Below are 17,480 nucleotides of genomic sequence, written 5' to 3'. Positions count from 1 at the left end.
TGTTGCCAGGCTTCATCAGTTCCGGTATCTTGTACCCTATAACAACCCCGTTTTCATTATTATGAGCAAGAAATCTCCCCTCCAAAACTTTATAATCGCTCATTGATACATCATTAGGTTCAATTCCAATGACAGAGGCACGCGTGGAATAGCGCCCCATGTTAATCTCCGCATTATAAAGTTCCAGAAGAGGGACAACAGAAACAATTCCCTCCAATTTTTTAAGTTTCGCTTACAACCTTGTCTGTTAGCGGTACAATAGGATCGGGAAAATCATCTGATAGTGAGATTTCATCAAAATCATATTCTGGAGTCACGACTAAATCTGTAATAGAGCCCATGTCTTCTAACATGCCCATAACGTTACGCTGCATCCCTACTCCTAAGGAAACCATTATGACAATAGCTGAAGTCCCTACAATGACACCAAGAATCGTTAATGATGTCCTAAATTTTTTTCTCCATAATCCTGTGATAACAAATGTAAGTAAATCTCTAATTAACATGTTAACCCAATCCAAATATGGCTAGAATAAACCCCAATACCTTGCTCCAAAATCCTTTCGGCTCTTCTGCTTCCATTTCATTTATCTCAGCAGCCGTTGGATCACTTACTTGGATTTCTATTGGTTTTGAGATGATTTTCTCTTGATCATAGCCATCTTTATATTTTAGATATATGGCACCCCTATACGTACCAGGAGAATCAACGAGCGCTACACTCTCAAAATATTCCGTGTTACCAGGCTCAAATTTATTAATATAGTAATAGGGCTCATCCACATTAAAATCTCCCTCAAATGAAACCTGAAGATTATCGATTGGTTCTTTCCCTATATTAATGAATTCCAAGCCTAATCCAAATTTTTCATCTATATTCACATGCTTAGGAAAGTTTAGAGATGTAATCTTAATATCTCTGGGAGATTCTACAGGAATAGAAATTGTTTCATGCGTTGTTCTTTGCTGACCCTCTTCATCTACATAGGACATACTAACATTGACCGTATAGATTCTGGACTTTCCTTCGGTGCTAATTAAATATTTTATATTTCTATTGACAATTTCACCTGAGGACACCTTTTCTGCAACGATCGTATTACTATTACCAAAGGGAGTAAGCACCACTTGGTTTCCATTCTCTGGAGAACTGAGTGAAATTTTCACATTACTCGCACTTTCGTCCCCTATGTTTTTTACATTTAATGAAATATCGAATGTAGAACCTATTTCTATTAAAGGAGATGATAGTTCGTAAGAAGAGATGGTAAGTTCTGGTCCAATGGTTTTATTGTCATTCCCTTTTACAGGTATCCCAACAGTAGCCATCGAATCAAACTTCTCCCCCTCAAAATTTTCATACTCGATTTTAACATTTAGGTTGTAAATCTGTGTAGGAATCTCTTTACTGATATCTAGTGCCATCGTTACACTTGTGGTTTGTTCTCCTTTTAGCTCAGGGAGAAACAAAACATTACTTCCAGCTGAGGGAGAAAACGTTCGTAGCTGGTCTGTTCCATCTTCAACAAATGTAATTGTAATATTTTTGGCTGTTGTGTTTGTCGCATTAAACAAATCAAGTGTAATGTCAAAAGACTTCCCTAAAGTGACTGGAGAATAATTTAAGCTGCGCCCATTAATAATCAGCAGAGGATCTGAGTCTGTGTAAAAGGTTTTTCCATTCTTATATACCTTGACACCTATCACCTCAGACGTCGTATAATGATTGCCGTTCTTATCACGATACTCCAAATTAACAACCACATTATAGGTTTTTGCTTCCGCTCTAGGACTTATGAATAGGCGAATATCCTCTTCTAACACTTGTCCCTTAGCTAGTTGCTTCAAATAAAACGTATTACTTCTATTTATCGGAAAAAAAACATCGAGCCCTGATGAACCTCTATACTGCTGACAACTCCTCTAATATCACTCGCTTCTTCTCCACCAAAGTTTTCTATTTTTAGGCGTAAACGAAATTCTTCTCCAACCTCTACTTCGGCAGGTTCCGTATTTACAGCAGAAATAAGTAAGTTTGGTTTATCCATGTTTTTCTCAACAGGAATTCCGATCACTTCAGAATGAGAAAATTCTTTGTGACCATCGTTGTAGGTTAGATTGAGAGTTAAATTATTAATTCCATCTACTGCATATTGGTTCAACGCAACTTTAAATGAAACATTCATTTCTTTATTAACATATAAATCTTTACTAGAAAGGGGAATATGATTCCCTGATAATAGTGTCGAAAATGGACTATTCACGTTCCCATCGTTGATAACTAACTGAACGTTAAAAGCATTTTTTTGACCGACGTTTTTTAATTTTGCTTTGATCTCAATATTTTCGTTATTTCGCACCACACTGGGGTTGATTTTAATATCAGAAAGCACCAATTCTGGTCTTCCTCTATCTATATCTACTTTGACTACTCTTATCCCAATGGTTTCTGTAGATTCAAATTGGTTTCCTTTTTCATCATAAAAAATAATTTTTAGAGTCAAATTATAGTTTTGGTTAATTGCGTCTCTGCTTGTATCCAAAACAATATTTTTCTGTACAAATTGATTTCCTTTAATTTCATTAATATAGAATACATTCCCTCTATCTCTTGGTGAGAATGTTTTCAGGAAATCCATACCGTCTTCTCCTAATGTGATCTTCACATCTTTGGCTGTCACTTGAGTTGGATTTTGGAATGTGATCGATAATGAAACGTTTCCTCCAGGTACTACATCACTAGGCTTGGTATGATAAGATCTGACATTAATTAACGGTTTGTTTGGTGTATCAGGATTATTATTATCTACAGCTGGATTGGGTTCTTCATTCATTGGCTGAGTAACTTGCCCCTCAGCAGAGGCTACAAATTCGAAAAAATTCATTTGATTCACACAAAGTAACATGATGATAAAAAAGATTAGGGCTCTTCTATGTAAATACACTTGACTTCCTCCTTAAAAGAACTATACTACTTCTTCTATTTTTCCATCTCTAAAATAAATTGTTTTATTGCCATACTTTGCCGCTTCAAGATCATGGGTAACTAGAATGATAGTACATCTCCTCTCACGATTAAGAAGAGTAAAAAGTTGCATAATTTCTTCGCTCGTTATGGTGTCAAGGTTTCCAGTTGGCTCATCCGCTAGCACAATTTCTGGATTATTCACTAATGCCCTTGCAATACTCACCCTTTGCTGCTGTCCTCCACTTAATTCAGTCGGTTTATGATCCAATCGATGGGATAACCCTACAACCTCTAATATTTCAATGCTTTTTTTAAGTCTTTCCTTAGGAGGTACACCAGAAAAGATTAAAGGCAATGCTACATTTTCTTGAGTTGTAAGATTTGGTAAGAGATTATAGGATTGAAATATAAATCCTACATGTTTTCTGCGAAAGATAGACAGTTCGTTTTCATTCATTTTGGTTAACTGAAATCCTTTAACCATGATTTCACCACTTGTTGGTTTGCTTAATCCTCCCAGCAAGTTTAGTAGAGTAGACTTTCCAGAACCCGAAGGGCCTACAATGGAGATAAACTCCCCTTGTTGAATTTCAAGATCTACGTCTTTTACCGCTAGAACCTCATCATTTCCAATCTTGAATTTTTGACTTATGTTCTTCATTAAGGCAATCGCTGTCATTAAATTCTCCTAGGCTTCTTTATGATTTGATGTATTTTCTATTAAATGAATAAAAACATCTTCCAAAGTATGGTTAGAGTTTTTTTTGCTTACTTCACGCAATTCTTCCATTGTCCCGACTGTAATAAGTTGTCCTTGTGCAATCACTCCGATCCTCGTACATATACTTTCTGCTATATGTAATAAATGAGTGGAAAGAAAGACCGTCCCTCCATCTTGAGCAAACTGTTGAATCATCTTTTTTATGTCTTTAGCTGTCATCACATCTACTCCCGTTAATGGTTCATCAAGTACAAGAAGCTTTGGATCATGTACTAAGGCTCCTGCTAATGCCACTTTTTGTTTCATTCCATGAGAATATGTGTCAATAAGATGATTTGCTTTAGCTTCAAGACCTAGTAGAGTTAAATATTTCTCAATATTGGCTTCCTTCACTTTGCGTTCCACCTTCCACATAGAAGCCATAAAATCCAAAAATTCTCTACCCGTTAATAGATGAAAGAGATATGGATTATCTGCAATGTAACTCATGACTTTTTTCGCCAATAAAGGTTCTTTTACCATGTTATATCCATGAATGAGAACCTCTCCAGTTGTCGGTTTCTCTAATCCCGTGATCATTTTAATCGTTGTCGTCTTGCCAGCCCCATTCGGACCTAGAAATCCAAAGATCTCTCCAGGCTCAACCTTAATACTTAAATTTTCTACAGCATTGACCGTATTATCATATCTTTTTGTTATCTCTCGTAATTGAAGCATATAAGATCTCCTTCTATTTTCATCAGCCATTCTACCAAGATTTCATTTTCTGATCAATGATCTTAATAAATGTTCTCACAATCACCAGCGATAAAAAAATTGTTGTTCCACTCATCAGACTAATTAGCATAAGGGGATTGAGGGAAAATCCAACATATTTTAAGAGGATAACTTCTGTTATGAAAACAAACAAAAGGATAAATATGTAAAAATATTCAGATAAACGAAAGAGTGAAGCATTATAATTCTTGCCTATATCCTCCCGCTTTTCCCAGTCATACCTTGGAAAAAGAGCAGTTGCACCAACATGTATTACTGAAAAGACAGCCGCTACACTCAGAAAAGTGATGAGCATAAGAATAAAATACAGGAAAGGTAGTTTAAATATCACAGTACACACGGTCATACATATTAATGCCGCAAAAAAGGAGACCAGGAAATGTAAAAGCAGCTTACTATACACTACCAAGCTCATATTCATGGGTGCTCCTCTAAACAGATGCATATTTCTCCCTTCTGCATCGAAGCTAGTGATTTGCTTGATCATTCCCGCTATTAGGCTAGTTAATAAAAAAGTAAGAAAGAACATGATAAACCATTTAAAGGTCAAAGATAATTCTAGGACTAGTTGATGGTATTGCTCCACCTCAAATGAGGACAAAAACAACCCAAGCAGGAAACCGATCAGCATACAGATATAAGAAATGGCCAAGTAGATCTGTTCCATAATCACAGGATCTCGCCATAGATATTTCAAATCTTTGCGGATAATCTGAACAATCTGATTCTGTTCAAAGACGGGGTTATGAAAGAACGTACGCTCTCTCTCTTCATATTCATTTGTAGGTTGAACGGCATAAAACAAGGGTAAAATATCTTTAAGCTCAAGATAAAACAAGCTCCTCTCCAAAACCACACATAGAGAGAATCCAACTAAGTATAAATATATTATTTCAAGCCAAGGAATTTCTCCTAAAGCCGCTGTATATAATGCTGTACTCATCCATTTTAATGGGTTTTCAACCGTCAATAAAAAATGAGTAGCCACAGAAGCTAAAGTGGAAAGATCTCTTAGAAAAGAAGTCATGTTAAAAATAAACTGACTAATCACAAATGAAAAAACAGTAGCGATAAAAATGAAAAAAAGCCCTCTTCTTACCAGTATACCTAATGAAAATCTAGTATGGTGAATGATTTTTATGTTAAAGAGTCTGAAAAAAGCGGATAACCAGACAGCTATAATATCCCTCACTACAAACAATTGAATAATAAAAATGGGATAGAGCAGGAACCACAGCAAAAGGAGGAGCCAAGAAAGCTTTAACGTGATCACAGCCGAAACACTACAAAGACCAAGAACTAACCAAGTCAACATGATCGGTTGAACGTTGCGCTCAATAAGATTACATAGATAAAGGTCCTTCCATTTCATTGGTAATATCCCTAAAAGTTCATATTGAAACAATGTATAATGAAATGTCTTAACCGTTTTTGAAATTCCTCTAAGGACAATTAGTAGAAAAAAAGTCGTACCCATGGCAATCCAAGTTGTTACCGAGTGGAAAAGTTCGATTCTAAACAACTTGTCCACTATTATAAATAATAGTGAGAAAAAGAGAAGCAGTATAAGTGCTATAAAAATAAACATTATCGATCTAACTAAAGGATCTAAAAAAGCCCTTTGCAGAACGGAGGGGATTTCACGAATAAATCTCTTCCATCTCATCTTCTGTTGATAATAGATATATTTACTTTGTTGATACATTGTTGGCGATCTCCTACTCTTCATGTAACCAAATAAGTTCTTCTCGGTCCTTTGATTTTACAAATTTGGCGTAATGAGCCCTTCAACTAAAGCAGCTATGAATAAAAAAATAACAAACAAGGCAAAAAGAATCGTAATATCGTGAAAATCACGTTTATTCATAAATGGCTTATTGAAAAGGAAATGACTTAAAATGACAATGCTTGGCTTAAAAGCAAAAGCACCTAAAAAAATAATCGCGAGTATTTCAAATATCCCATGTGGAACCGTGTATTTCAACACTGTCCCGAGGGGAAGGTGCTGGGATACAGTAAAAATACTAACTCCCAGTAAGTATCCTTGCAGAATCAAATACCAAAAAGAAATGAACCCAAAGGACAGGATGCCAAGAATGGCTGGAAACAAAATAATAAAATTATGAATAAATATATCCGCCCAGCTAATCTCTTCGTCAACTTGTGTGACTTCCTTATCTTCATACACCACTTTCTGATAGACATCACTTTCTGTTCCATTCGTTATCGATTGAAAAAGTATCGTGCCAAAAAAACTACACAACACGACAAATCCAGCTACAAATAACGGTAACAGGTTACGTTTTACAAAAGACTTACTATGTAAACCAATGGAATAAATCATTTCTATCATTTTTTCACCCTTGTCCAAATTTTTTTTCTATATAATCTATTCTTTTTTGTAATGAAGGATGTGTATCGTGCCAATCTTTTCTCTTGGTCGCAGCTTGATCTGACTCATCATGATATTCCATTAATTTAATCAGAGTGTTGATATATAAATCTTTATCTTCAAGCTGCTCTACTGCATATTCATCTGCCTTATGTTCAAAGCTCTTACTCACTTTTTTCGGTAGCCATTCCGTTAGAAAGACTAAACCTATCACACCTACTGGAAATACGAGCAAGTAATGCCACCATCCATAGGCTAACATAAACTGCCTTGTGTAAAACATAAGTACACTAACAGCTATAGCTACTAGAAAAGATAAGCCGATGATGTATTTTCCATGTTTTAACTTGACATGACCTAGTTCATGAAACAAAATCGCTTTAATTTCCTTGGCATTAAAATGCTTCAAGATCCCTTCTGTTAAATAAATACGAATCCTTTTAGTAAAGCTAAGATTTAGGCTGTAGATCCAAGCATTCATTTCCTCTAAAGAATCTTGTTTAAGTAAGAGGTTAATCCGTACATTAAGTTTTCTTTCTATGTCCTCTACAATGTTCTGAAGAGATTTGCTTTGTTCTACCTTATGGTAATGACCCATATAGTGATGAAATACGTTAAATGCCATAAATAATAGAAACGTAAGCGAAAGATACCAAGCTATAAATAGGAAGACATGATTCATGATCTTAGAGTGCCAGGCTAACGGAAACATGAAATAGAGAGAAACATATAGTAACGCAACCGTAGTCAAAATGACCATTTCGCGTTTTTTTCTTAAACTAAAAAAGGAGCTCTCTTTGATCGCTTCTTCATTCGTTTCTTTCTCTTTTTTTATGGCTTTCGCATAATAATCACTGCATTGTACTGTAATGAGGAGAGAAAGAAAGATTGGCAATAAAATCGATAGGTAGATGCTTAGTAAGTAAGAATTCGTGTAGAGTAATAGATAACTCATAACATAGTAATAATTCATTAGCAAGGGTAACAATACAGCCAATAAAAAGGGTAAGAAAATAATAATTAGATTCTCCATTTTTCTGCCGGACAAAATCACCATTCGATAACATAAAAAAAGAGCCCCTGGGAAAAGGAGAGAAAAAAGGTAAACTCCAAAAACCCAATTCTCTAGTAAATTCAGATTCAAAAGTCACACGTACAGGAAGAGATCCATTTTCTCTGGTAATTTGATAACGATTTAAAAAACCTGACCCACCCTCGAATGATGAGTGTGCTCCCTCTTCAAAAACAGCAATGACCCCTTTTCTTGTATTTACCTCAAGAGTTGAAGCTTGCAAAAGCGCTTTATCGATCTGTAGATTCGGCGTATCCTTCAGCTGATAAAAGGTATACGATTTGCTACCAAGATGAAATCCGAAAGCTGGCTCTCGTTCTTCTCCTTGCTTTAAAGAAGAAATATTCATTAGGTAGTTCCCTTGAAAGCTTGAGAAACCTGCCATAATTTTTTGAGAAACAGGTTCTTTTTTATGATCATCTATTAGTAAAAAAGGAGAAAGAATGGGTGAACGAACACTTAATTCAATCATAATAACAAGAATGGTAATGATTGCAGCGACCAAATAATTGACCGTTATTCTTTTGACCATATATGTATACTCCTTTATCAATGCACCTCATTATGCTTCTAATCCAGCAAAGCAACGGTTAACAAGTAAGGAATTGTCTTAATTGTTATGGTGGTTAGTAACGTAATTGTGACAATAATGATCGATTTTAGCCTATGCTGAACAAAACTATGTATCCCGATTAACAATATTCCATATTGCCAAATCGTAAACACATCAATGTGCTGTAAAATCACTAGAAATAAATTGCTAGGGGTTTCCGAAAAGATAGCAGATAGCCCCTGTGGCTGAAAAATCTCTCCCGTAATCAATACAATCATAGCATATCCAAAGGTCTTGATAATAATTGGAACCCAGCTATATCCTGTAAAACTAGAAACGGTTTTAAAATGGACTAGCTTGAGAGCCAATGCCATTGATAAAAAATAAATAAATACAGATAATATCATCCACTCTGTTAGAAGTAATCCACAAAGCATTAAAGCCATAACCATAAAGATCGTAATAGCGAGCCCAACAGAGTACTCCCATTCAAAAAAATCTAAAATACCTTCAAGCAAAAAAGGAAATAACACTGCGGATAAGAATAAACCTGTTATCAGGAGCAATAAAAAAGGCCTGAGGATGCTTGGATGCTCCGTTAAATAGTTAAATACCTTTGTTGGTTCTGTCAAAACCTTATATAAGGAATTATTCAAGGAGATTCCTGTTGTCATATCATTTCCTCCATTTGTTCATTAAATTCCATAATAGATTTGTAAATAGCAGTAAGTTCTCATACCAAGTATGAGAACTTACAACTGAGTCTACCAAGTTACTGCAGCCTTTTTACCTTTGCGTTTGATATACCACTTTAATGACAGTTGTGCAACTGTAATAAGTGCAAATCCCCAACCAAAAGTAACAATACCAACAACAGCACTAATAGCAGTATAAACATCATGTCCATTCATGATAAGGTTGACAATTTTGGATGCCATTGTCTGAGATTGGTTCCATGTTTTGCTGGACAATTTGTTGATTTGTTGAGCCAATTGCATTTCTACTGCGCTATAATCTGCTACTTCTGACTGGCTTGGTGCTGCTGCATAAGTTGCATCTGAGTATGTAGTTGGCGAACCCGCCATTAGAATAAAGCCTAGCACTAGCAATAAAGCCACTCCAACAAATCTCATTTTAGATGTTTCCATACTAATTCACCTCCTTTATCCTCAATTGGGAAAACCCATGACCATATTAACATAATATTTCAAACATTTCCACGAAAACTCCAATTTTTTTCGACATTTTTTCTGTTTTAGCTCTTACTAAAAAACATCCCCTTAATATCTACTCCTGTTGCTTCCATAGTTGTTTCAATAATCGCTCCCCCTACTTCTCTTAGGGTGTAATAGGGTTCAAATAAAAATTTACTATTTTCTCCATGCCCGCTAAAATAAAGTCCCTCTTCTCGCTTCGCATAATAATGGGCTCTTTTCAAATGAAATTGATTAGAAACAATAATAGCAGAGGAATATTCATTGGCTCTCATGATGCTTGCAGAATTCTTCATATTTTCTTCTGTTGTTCTTGATTCTGGTTCTAGGAGAATCGCCTCTTCTGACATTCCTAGTTGGACTAAATAGTTTTTCATTGCCTCTGCTTCAGATATATTTCCATTGCCATGCCCTCCGGATACGATTACCTTTTCAGCATATCCTTCTGAATATAAGTGATACGCCCATTGACATCTTTCTTTTAAGGCAGGACTGGGTTCATCTCCCCACACCGCCGCTCCAAGAACAATAATCACATCCGACTGCTCCGGCTCTATCGCTTGACCAAAGCTATGAATGTCGTAATAGATATAGCCGATTAGAATGACAGGGATTAACAAAACCAACAATAGGAAACGTATGATCTTTTTTATTTTACTCATTACACTCACTCCAAAATAAATGTCATTATACACTTCTTTTCCTATACTATCATATTTGTTAGCATTTTGGTGATTACTGGTGTGAGAGGGTTAAAAAAGAAGAGGGCTTGCCTCCATAGCAAGCCCTCTCCTTTTATTCCATTTGAACCATCAGGTCAGGTAGAAAAATTCGATTTAATGGAAGTCTACTTTTTTAATCAATAGTTAGGATTCAACTAAAAACACGATGATTCGACCTGGTCCATGAACGCCTATGCTTAAATCCATTTCAATATCCGCACTGCGACTGGGACCCGTTATTAAATTAATGCATGAATAATCGTTTGATTTTTGCTTTAGCTGCTGAAGAACCTGTGTGATACGAGGAACAATTGCTTGAGCAGGAAGAATACAGACAAACACAGGGGGAAGAAGGCTGACCAACCTGCCCTGATTTCCTCTGTTATACAGAACCACACTTCCTGTTTCCGAGATACCTTCTTCAGCAATGGCAATCCCTATGTCTGCCTGCTCTGCTGCTAGAATCAAAGAATCTGAATCACCCTTTTCACTCCAAATGGTAACATCGCACGATGAATCCAGCTGTTCAAGACTTTGAAGAACCATTTGACCAAGGGGCGAAGGATGATTCCAAGCAACGATTTTCTTCCCCTCTGACGAACTCAGCCAATTTAAGAGCACTTCTGGAAGATGTTCTTCAGAAGTGACTCGGATCACCTCTCCTTTTAGCGCCAACAGCTGATTCTTGAATTGCTGGACAAGCCCTTCTTGGTCTAGTTCTTGATGCAGATGATCCCAAGGCTGGCGAAGCCATTTTGGTTGAGGGACTTTGGAGCCTCTTGTTCTGCCTAGCCTTTGGGCAATATGATTGAGAAATGCATCCCTGCTAGCCATCTGCTTTCCCTCCTTTTTTTCCTTCTGCTTGCCACCATTCTCTAAAGCTGGTTGAGGCAGGAGCAGGTAAGTCACGCGCTTTCGTCCATTGCTTTAATGGACCTACTCCTTTTTCAATATAGCCCTCTTGATTGGTGAAAGGTTTTAAAGGGTATTTGGACAGCTTTAAGGCTAGCTTATATAGGCTAGGTCTTTGCATGATGGAAGCATAGGTTTTAAAGGCGAAGCTTTCGAACTTATCTGTTCGTTTACTCTCTACCTGATCGTTTCTAAGATCAATTAACATATCATGCAGCGGAATTTTTACCGGACAGACATCAGTACATGCCCCGCATAGACTGGAAGCATAGGGTAATTCCTCCCATCCATCAAAGCCCTTTAATATAGGCGTGAGAACAGCACCGATCGGACCAGGGTAAACACCGCCATAAGCATGACCTCCTATGTGACGATAAACTGGACAGACATTCAGACAAGCTCCACAACGGATACAGTGCAAAATGCTCTGATACTTTGTTCCCAAAGCATTAGAACGCCCGTTATCTACAATGATCACATGCACTTCCTCGGGTCCGTCAATATCATTGTCTTTTTTGGGACCTGCTAGTGCCGTTACATAGCTTGTGATCCTTTGACCCGTAGCACTTCGTGGAAGAAGGGAAAGCACTACATCTACATCTTCAAAGGAAGGGACAATTCTTTCCATACCCATTAAAACAATATGAGTTTTAGGTAAAGTGGTCGTTAAGCGTCCATTTCCTTCATTACTGACTAAGATCATCGCTCCTGAATCAGCAATCGCAAAGTTACAGCCGCTGATTCCAATGTCAGCCTGTAGAAATTTTTTGCGTAATAGCTCACGGGCAAAGCGAGTTAAGGTAGGGGTATCCTCAGGTAAGGTTTCCCCTGCCACCTTGGAAAAAAGTTCGGCAATTTGCTTTCTGTTTTTGTGTATAGCAGGAGCGATGATATGAGAAGGCATTTCTTTTGCCAGCTGAATAATATATTCCCCCAGATCCGATTCGATTGGCTGTACCCCAATCTTCTCTAAGCAAGTGTTCAGATGCATCTCTTCAGAAACCATTGATTTAGACTTTATCACGGTTTTTGCTTTCTTTTCCTTGGCTATCCTCAGGACATAATCGATCGCTTCTTGATCGGTTTCAGCAAAGAAAACCTTCCCTCCCTTCTTCTCTACATTAGTTGAAAATTGCTCGAGATAATAATCTAAATGCTGGATTGTATGGGCTCGAATCGCTTCTGCTCTGACACGCCATTCTTCCACATTTCCCAAATCCTCCGCCGCTTGATTCCGTCCTGTTCTAAATTTTTTCTGTGCATTTACTAATGCGCTTTTTAATTCCTGATCCTGTAAGGCGTGCTCTACTCGTTCACGAAAGGGAGGTAGACTGGTTTGATTCATATCGTTTCACTCCTTCATTGATCAGTTCAGCGACATGATAGGCTTTAATCGAGTAACCAAGTCTGCGCAGGCGGCCTTCGATGTTCATAAGACATGCCATATCTGAACCTACTAGAATATTGGCTCCAGTAGATACAATATGCTGTACTTTTTCCGTTACCATTTGTTCTGAGATCTGCTCCATCTTGACGGCAAATGTTCCCCCAAATCCACAACAATCCTTTTCATAGGGGAGTTCGTGAACCTTTAATCTCTGAATAAAATGGAGCAGCTGAATGGGTTCCTCATACAGCCGAAGCCCCCGCATCATGTGACAAGAGTGATGGTACGTAGCTACCCCTTCATACTCCGCTTTCAAGCTCTGGGTCCCTACTACCTTTACAAGAAATTCGGAAAATTCAAAGGTTTTATTGGCAAAAAGCTGTGCCTTTTCCCTCCATTCTTCATCTGTTGAAAATAAAATGGGGTAGTAATGACGGATCATAGCTGTACATGATCCTGATGGTGAAACAACATATTCTGCTTGTTCAAAGGCTCGGATCAATTGTTGCGCCACTCTTTTTGCTTCCCAATGGTACCCGCTGTTATAAGCTGGCTGACCGCAGCAGGTTTGTTCCTCAGGGAAAATCACCTCACATCCATAGCTTCTTAATATATCAACAACTGATTTCCCCACGTTTGGAACATCATATCGGAAATGCACGTAATAAATAATGATACTTTCATGCTTCCTCCCCCTATCCTCTCTCTGTCACCAAATTCATATGATCATCAGATGACTGTGCCAAAAGAAAATTTCAAGCAGACTATACGTGACTTGAAAGTTCCTTATCCCTCAGCTTTGTTTTCCTTGTGTTTTCCTTGTGTTTCCCTTATGATGATCGTGCTAATCAACAACAGCCTAGCGTTGGCTACTCTCTTTTTTCTCCATGCTTGGAAGAAGATTTTTCGCCCCTTCCTCCACCTTCACTAAGTGAGCTAGCATTAATTGCTGTGCCAAGCTTGCCTCTCTCTCTTCAATAGCCTTGTAAATACTAACATGCTCCTGATACAGCTTTTCAAGTGATGTTTCCTCAGAGTATAACCATGCTCTCCGGGCTTCACGCATCGTTTCACAAACAGTGTCAGAAATTTGGTGCATTAATTTAATTAAAACGCTGTTGTGTGTTGCTTCAGCAATCGCTAAATGAAACTTAACATCAGCTTGTTCTCCTAGAGCCTCGTTACCTGATGCTTGCGCCATTTCAGCTAGCGCTTCTTGCATCTTATCTAGTTCTGCTTGTGTTCTGCGTTGTGCTGCCAGTGTCGCCGAACCCGTTTCAATAATCTTTCGAACTTCGTAAAATTCAAAGATTTCTTTGCTCGTTAATAGACTAGAAGACGCTACCGATGAAGTTAACTGACTAAAATCGTATTCTTTAATGTAAGTTCCTTCTCCCTGTTTCATCTCTACCAAACCAATGGCTTTTAAGGCACTCAGTGCTTCGCGGACCGCAGAACGTCCGACATTGAAATTCTTGGCTAACTGTTCAACAGAATCCAATTTATCTCCAGGCTTAAGCTCTCCGCTCTTGACCATATCCTGAATTTGCTGGGTGACAATCTCATATATTTTTTTCGATGTAATCTTTTTGTATTGCATATCTATATCCACCCCAATTTGATCAACTCATATACTATAACAAATGTACGTATATCCATTATATTTGAACAAAGTCACGAGTTGCAAATGAAAAAGGGGAATGAATACAGCGATTTACTTACAATTTTGTTTAGATTTTATTGTAGAATTCAGGTAGGAAAATCTCAGGTGAAGCCATCCTATGCACTGAGGCGCTGATCTTGACGAAGTTTCTTTTCGGAATTCATCCACATATAAGCTAGAAATAACCCAACGATAGCCAACCATGCTACGTACCAAAGACTGAAGCCAGTCGAGAGGAGAGCCATCCCCAGAGTACCACCAGCCAGGACATAATAGGTCATAGGAATAAGGGCTTTTCGTATGAGATCCCCTTCTCGTCCTACTAAGCCTACTGTTGCGGAAGCGGCTACTACATTATGAACACAGATCATATTTCCAGCTGCCCCGCCGATCGCTTGGAGTGCTACTACCATCGCCGCGCCACTTGCTCCTATGCCAATACTCTCCGCAGTACCAAATTGGAACAAGGAAAACATCATATTACTAATGGTATTACTTCCAGCAATAAAAGCACCTAATGCACCAATGATTGGAGCAAATAATGGCCAGAGATTCCCTGCTATACTTGAAACACCTTGGGCTAAGACCAGAGGCATGCTGGCGTATTGTTCAGAGGCTGAATGGATAAAGACTTGAACCATCGGTACAGCAAATATCAAGGCAGCAGCAGCACTCACTGTTGTTTTAAAGGAATCAGACCATGCCCTTCTGTATCCCCCATTTTTCCACATACCATGGATAAAGTAAGTGAATATAGAAGCAACGATAAAGATACTTGCCGGTAAATATAAGGGTTGCGAGGAGGTGTTAATTCCTGAACCAAAAATATCTCTGATGATCAGCGTCACATTCTCATGGGTTAACAACGTTTTGATCGGTTCTACTGCCCGTGTCAAAACCAGTAACACCGCTACGATGAGATAAGGAAGCCATGCTCTAACTAAACCAATCTGGCTTTTCTTCCTTTCTTCAAGAGAAACCTGATTATAAGTCCGATTAGTATTCTGATTTAATGAACCAACCCATGACTCTTCCCACTTGCTTTGCTCTTCAAAATCAAAATGTTCCTGAGGAATAAATAATCCTGCTTTGGCTGCTGGAACCACAATCACTAGACCAATTAAAGCTCCAAGAAGAGAAGGAAATTCAGGTCCTAACAGGAAGGCAATCAGGTAGTAGGGCAGCGTAAAGGCTAATCCGGCAAAAAGGGCAAACTTCCAAACCTTAAGTCCTTCTCTAAAAGAACGTGCTTTTCCAAAAAAACGAGTTAGCATTCCCACCATGATAAGAGGAATAAGAAAGCCTATAAGCCCATGCATCATCGCCACCTTGGTCGCAATCTGTAAGAGATAGGCAGAGAAATCAACATTACCGATGGTTTGTGTCACGATGTCTTGACCAGATAAACCCGATTGGACTCCTACTAAAATAGGGGTTCCAACAGCACCAAACGATACGGGAGTACTCTGAATAATAAGAGCCACTAATACAGCCGCCATAGCGGGAAAGCCTAAAGCAACAAGGAGAGGTGCTGCAATAGCAGCAGGTGTACCAAACCCAGCAGCCCCTTCAATAAAGGCACCGAACAACCACGCGATCAGAATGGCTTGTATTCGCCGATCAGGTGTAATGTTAATAAACCCCTGACGAATAGTACGAATGGCACCACTTTCTTGTAATGTATTCAGAACCAAAATAGCCCCAAAAACAATACATAGTAAATGAATGGCTGTAACAAAACCATGGATAGACGCTGCCCAGACTTTATTAGCGGCGGTATCCCAGACGAATAAGGCAATCAGCACAGTGACACCATAAGCGAGCGGCATTGCTTTCTTGGCTGGCCAACGCAAAGCAACTAGAAAGATAAATACCGTTGCAATAGGTGCAACAGCGAGTAAAGACAAACCCCCTAAACTCACATCAATTCCTCCCTATATTCTCTTTTTCATTGGAAGCGCTAACATTTTGTGCAATGCTAAACAACCCCATTTTACGACGATTAGAGATTCCCCCCTTTTTGTTTTTCTCTCTATGCTGATCATAAGGTCATCTGATGACTTAATGATAGAGTATTTTTTCGAATATTTCAATATTTATTTCACATTTATTTTAGTCATGTTAAAAATTAATAAGCTCCAGCAGAGTGCTGGAGCTTATTGAGATTATTTATTAAACTTCTCAGGAAACTGCTTCACAATCCCCGCAGAAATAGCATCTGACATTAGGATTATATGAGTAACTCCTTCATCATAAACATGTTATTCGTGGGGTAACAGGCCCAGTAATATTTCTCCCAGGCGGAGGGCATTATCATGAATTTAGTGGAGTAACTTCTGTTGATGGTGCAATTCCACATAGACATAAGTATAGTGGTCACACTAGTTTATAGACTAATATGACTAAAAATTAAAAGGTCTGCATTTGATGTAGACTTTTAAAGCGCAATAAATAAAGAGCGAATTTTTCACTTCGCTCTTTATTTATTTTTTCTCCCATATATTACAACAAAATTAAAATATTTATAAATACAATCAACATCCTTGAAACCACTTTCCTCTAACCAGTTTAGCTGCTCTTCTAAAGTGGACATCTTATCTAATTTAGTCCGTTCATATGCTGAATGAATCTCTTCTTCTGTTAAACCACTATTCTCGACTTTACTTTTCCAATCATTTTTATAAAGGGTTTCGAGCGAAGGTGTATGTCCTAAAACTTGGTCGGCATTTACAAAGATGCTCCATTATTTAATAGCTCGTAAATCCGTTTGTATAAGCTTTTCTTTTCTATATCTGTTAGATGGTGTATAGAAAGAGAGGATACAATGATGTCAAACTTATTATCAAACTCATAAGAGGTATAGTCATCAATGATATAGGTTATATTTGCTAAATTAGAAAAGCGTTCTTTAGCAATATTTATCATTTTTTCTGAAATATCAATAAGAGTTGTTTTCGCATCGGGATACTTATTTAAAATAAAAGATGAAAATAAACCAGTTCCTGAACCAATATCCAAAACAGTTGTTTTGAAGAAGGAGAGTTCATTATGGAAACGGGTATAGAATAAAAATCATCAAAACATGGAATCAATTTACTT

General features: G+C 37.9%; 19 protein-coding genes. 1 reads left to right on the top strand and 18 read right to left on the bottom strand.

From position 1 onward, the window contains the following. Positions 1-221: 221 nt before the first annotated feature. The 17 genes from JCM10596_RS11915 to JCM10596_RS11835 form a co-directional block, all read right to left on the bottom strand. Positions 222-506: an ABC transporter permease gene (locus JCM10596_RS11915; protein ID WP_025027322.1), complete on the bottom strand. Its 285-nt coding sequence runs from the start codon at positions 504-506 to the stop codon at positions 222-224. 1 nt (position 507) lies between these two features. Further along, positions 508-1,848 (bottom strand): COG1361 S-layer family protein, encoded by a 1,341-nt coding sequence (locus JCM10596_RS11910; RefSeq protein WP_025027321.1) that lies wholly within the window; start codon positions 1,846-1,848, stop codon positions 508-510. Between the two features lie 20 nt (positions 1,849-1,868). Then, positions 1,869-2,945 carry a COG1361 S-layer family protein gene (locus JCM10596_RS11905; protein ID WP_025027320.1) on the bottom strand — a complete coding sequence of 359 codons (1,077 nt, stop codon included), beginning with the start codon at positions 2,943-2,945 and terminating at the stop codon, positions 1,869-1,871. A 21-nt stretch (positions 2,946-2,966) separates the two neighbouring features. Beyond that, a complete protein-coding gene (locus tag JCM10596_RS11900; RefSeq protein WP_025027319.1) occupies positions 2,967-3,647 on the bottom strand; it encodes an ABC transporter ATP-binding protein in 681 nt (226 codons plus the stop codon). Positions 3,648-3,656: 9 nt separating this feature from the next. Beyond that, the gene (locus JCM10596_RS11895) at positions 3,657-4,406 is read right to left on the bottom strand and encodes an ABC transporter ATP-binding protein (protein ID WP_025027318.1); all 750 of its coding nucleotides are present in this window, start codon (positions 4,404-4,406) and stop codon (positions 3,657-3,659) included. A 31-nt stretch (positions 4,407-4,437) separates the two neighbouring features. Continuing rightward, a complete protein-coding gene (locus tag JCM10596_RS11890; protein ID WP_025027317.1) occupies positions 4,438-6,171 on the bottom strand; it encodes an ABC transporter permease in 1,734 nt (577 codons plus the stop codon). Between the two features lie 57 nt (positions 6,172-6,228). Continuing rightward, the gene (locus JCM10596_RS11885) at positions 6,229-6,819 is read right to left on the bottom strand and encodes a stage II sporulation protein M (RefSeq protein ID WP_025027316.1); all 591 of its coding nucleotides are present in this window, start codon (positions 6,817-6,819) and stop codon (positions 6,229-6,231) included. 4 nt (positions 6,820-6,823) lie between these two features. After that, on the bottom strand, positions 6,824-7,813 hold the full coding sequence (locus JCM10596_RS11880; protein ID WP_159102351.1) for a M48 family metallopeptidase: 990 nt from the start codon (positions 7,811-7,813) through the stop codon (positions 6,824-6,826). Beyond that, positions 7,710-8,462, bottom strand: coding sequence for a hypothetical protein (locus JCM10596_RS29545; protein WP_025027314.1), 753 nt, complete (start codon positions 8,460-8,462; stop codon positions 7,710-7,712). Before JCM10596_RS29545 ends, JCM10596_RS11880 begins: the two co-directional genes overlap by 104 nt. A 38-nt stretch (positions 8,463-8,500) precedes the next feature. Beyond that, positions 8,501-9,157, bottom strand: a complete 657-nt coding sequence (locus JCM10596_RS11870) for a YIP1 family protein (protein ID WP_025027313.1) — start codon at positions 9,155-9,157, stop codon at positions 8,501-8,503. A gap of 90 nt (positions 9,158-9,247) precedes the next feature. Then, entirely contained in the window at positions 9,248-9,631 is a 384-nt protein-coding gene (locus JCM10596_RS11865; protein WP_025027312.1) for an uberolysin/carnocyclin family circular bacteriocin, read from the bottom strand. 107 nt (positions 9,632-9,738) lie between these two features. After that, a complete protein-coding gene (locus JCM10596_RS25240; protein ID WP_051541280.1) occupies positions 9,739-10,359 on the bottom strand; it encodes a YdcF family protein in 621 nt (206 codons plus the stop codon). Between the two features lie 204 nt (positions 10,360-10,563). Then, entirely contained in the window at positions 10,564-11,253 is a 690-nt protein-coding gene (locus JCM10596_RS11855) for a LutC/YkgG family protein (RefSeq protein ID WP_025027310.1), read from the bottom strand. Beyond that, on the bottom strand, positions 11,246-12,676 hold the full coding sequence (locus JCM10596_RS11850) for a LutB/LldF family L-lactate oxidation iron-sulfur protein (RefSeq protein WP_025027309.1): 1,431 nt from the start codon (positions 12,674-12,676) through the stop codon (positions 11,246-11,248). The genes JCM10596_RS11855 and JCM10596_RS11850 overlap by 8 nt, the downstream gene beginning before the upstream one ends. Beyond that, complete coding sequence (locus JCM10596_RS25235) at positions 12,645-13,352, bottom strand: (Fe-S)-binding protein (RefSeq protein ID WP_369345629.1); 708 nt, start codon at positions 13,350-13,352, stop codon at positions 12,645-12,647. The genes JCM10596_RS11850 and JCM10596_RS25235 overlap by 32 nt, the downstream gene beginning before the upstream one ends. A 225-nt stretch (positions 13,353-13,577) precedes the next feature. Continuing rightward, positions 13,578-14,318, bottom strand: a complete 741-nt coding sequence (locus JCM10596_RS11840) for a FadR/GntR family transcriptional regulator (RefSeq protein ID WP_025027308.1) — start codon at positions 14,316-14,318, stop codon at positions 13,578-13,580. 179 nt (positions 14,319-14,497) lie between these two features. Then, positions 14,498-16,303 carry an L-lactate permease gene (locus JCM10596_RS11835; protein WP_025027307.1) on the bottom strand — a complete coding sequence of 602 codons (1,806 nt, stop codon included), beginning with the start codon at positions 16,301-16,303 and terminating at the stop codon, positions 14,498-14,500. Positions 16,304-16,644: 341 nt separating this feature from the next. Between JCM10596_RS11835 and JCM10596_RS29175 the strand changes: the two genes are divergently transcribed. Continuing rightward, entirely contained in the window at positions 16,645-16,773 is a 129-nt protein-coding gene (locus JCM10596_RS29175; RefSeq protein WP_439644833.1) for a hypothetical protein, read from the top strand. 335 nt (positions 16,774-17,108) lie between these two features. Here JCM10596_RS29175 and JCM10596_RS30265 read toward each other — a convergent pair whose 3' ends face one another. Next, on the bottom strand, positions 17,109-17,399 hold the full coding sequence (locus tag JCM10596_RS30265; protein WP_234410488.1) for a class I SAM-dependent methyltransferase: 291 nt from the start codon (positions 17,397-17,399) through the stop codon (positions 17,109-17,111). Positions 17,400-17,480 lie beyond the last annotated feature (81 nt).

This window comes from Caldalkalibacillus mannanilyticus JCM 10596 (genome assembly GCF_000615945.1).
GTDB classification, from domain to species: Bacteria; Bacillota; Bacilli; order Caldalkalibacillales; family JCM-10596; genus Bacillus_AT; species Bacillus_AT mannanilyticus.
The sequence above is the reverse complement of the archived record's forward strand: the minus strand, read 5'-3'. Positions and strand labels throughout refer to the sequence as shown.

Coding starts and splice junctions, on each gene's coding strand:
- JCM10596_RS11915 (WP_025027322.1), bottom strand. CDS start 506: ATGTTAATTAGAGATTTACTTACATTTGTTATCACAGGATTATGGAGA.
- JCM10596_RS11900 (WP_025027319.1), bottom strand. CDS start 3,647: ATGACAGCGATTGCCTTAATGAAGAACATAAGTCAAAAATTCAAGATT.
- JCM10596_RS11895 (WP_025027318.1), bottom strand. CDS start 4,406: ATGCTTCAATTACGAGAGATAACAAAAAGATATGATAATACGGTCAAT.
- JCM10596_RS11890 (WP_025027317.1), bottom strand. CDS start 6,171: ATGTATCAACAAAGTAAATATATCTATTATCAACAGAAGATGAGATGG.
- JCM10596_RS11885 (WP_025027316.1), bottom strand. CDS start 6,819: ATGATAGAAATGATTTATTCCATTGGTTTACATAGTAAGTCTTTTGTA.
- JCM10596_RS11880 (WP_159102351.1), bottom strand. CDS start 7,813: ATGAGTTATCTATTACTCTACACGAATTCTTACTTACTAAGCATCTAC.
- JCM10596_RS29545 (WP_025027314.1), bottom strand. CDS start 8,462: ATGGTCAAAAGAATAACGGTCAATTATTTGGTCGCTGCAATCATTACC.
- JCM10596_RS11870 (WP_025027313.1), bottom strand. CDS start 9,157: ATGACAACAGGAATCTCCTTGAATAATTCCTTATATAAGGTTTTGACA.
- JCM10596_RS11865 (WP_025027312.1), bottom strand. CDS start 9,631: ATGGAAACATCTAAAATGAGATTTGTTGGAGTGGCTTTATTGCTAGTG.
- JCM10596_RS25240 (WP_051541280.1), bottom strand. CDS start 10,359: ATGAGTAAAATAAAAAAGATCATACGTTTCCTATTGTTGGTTTTGTTA.
- JCM10596_RS11855 (WP_025027310.1), bottom strand. CDS start 11,253: ATGGCTAGCAGGGATGCATTTCTCAATCATATTGCCCAAAGGCTAGGC.
- JCM10596_RS11850 (WP_025027309.1), bottom strand. CDS start 12,676: ATGAATCAAACCAGTCTACCTCCCTTTCGTGAACGAGTAGAGCACGCC.
- JCM10596_RS11840 (WP_025027308.1), bottom strand. CDS start 14,318: ATGCAATACAAAAAGATTACATCGAAAAAAATATATGAGATTGTCACC.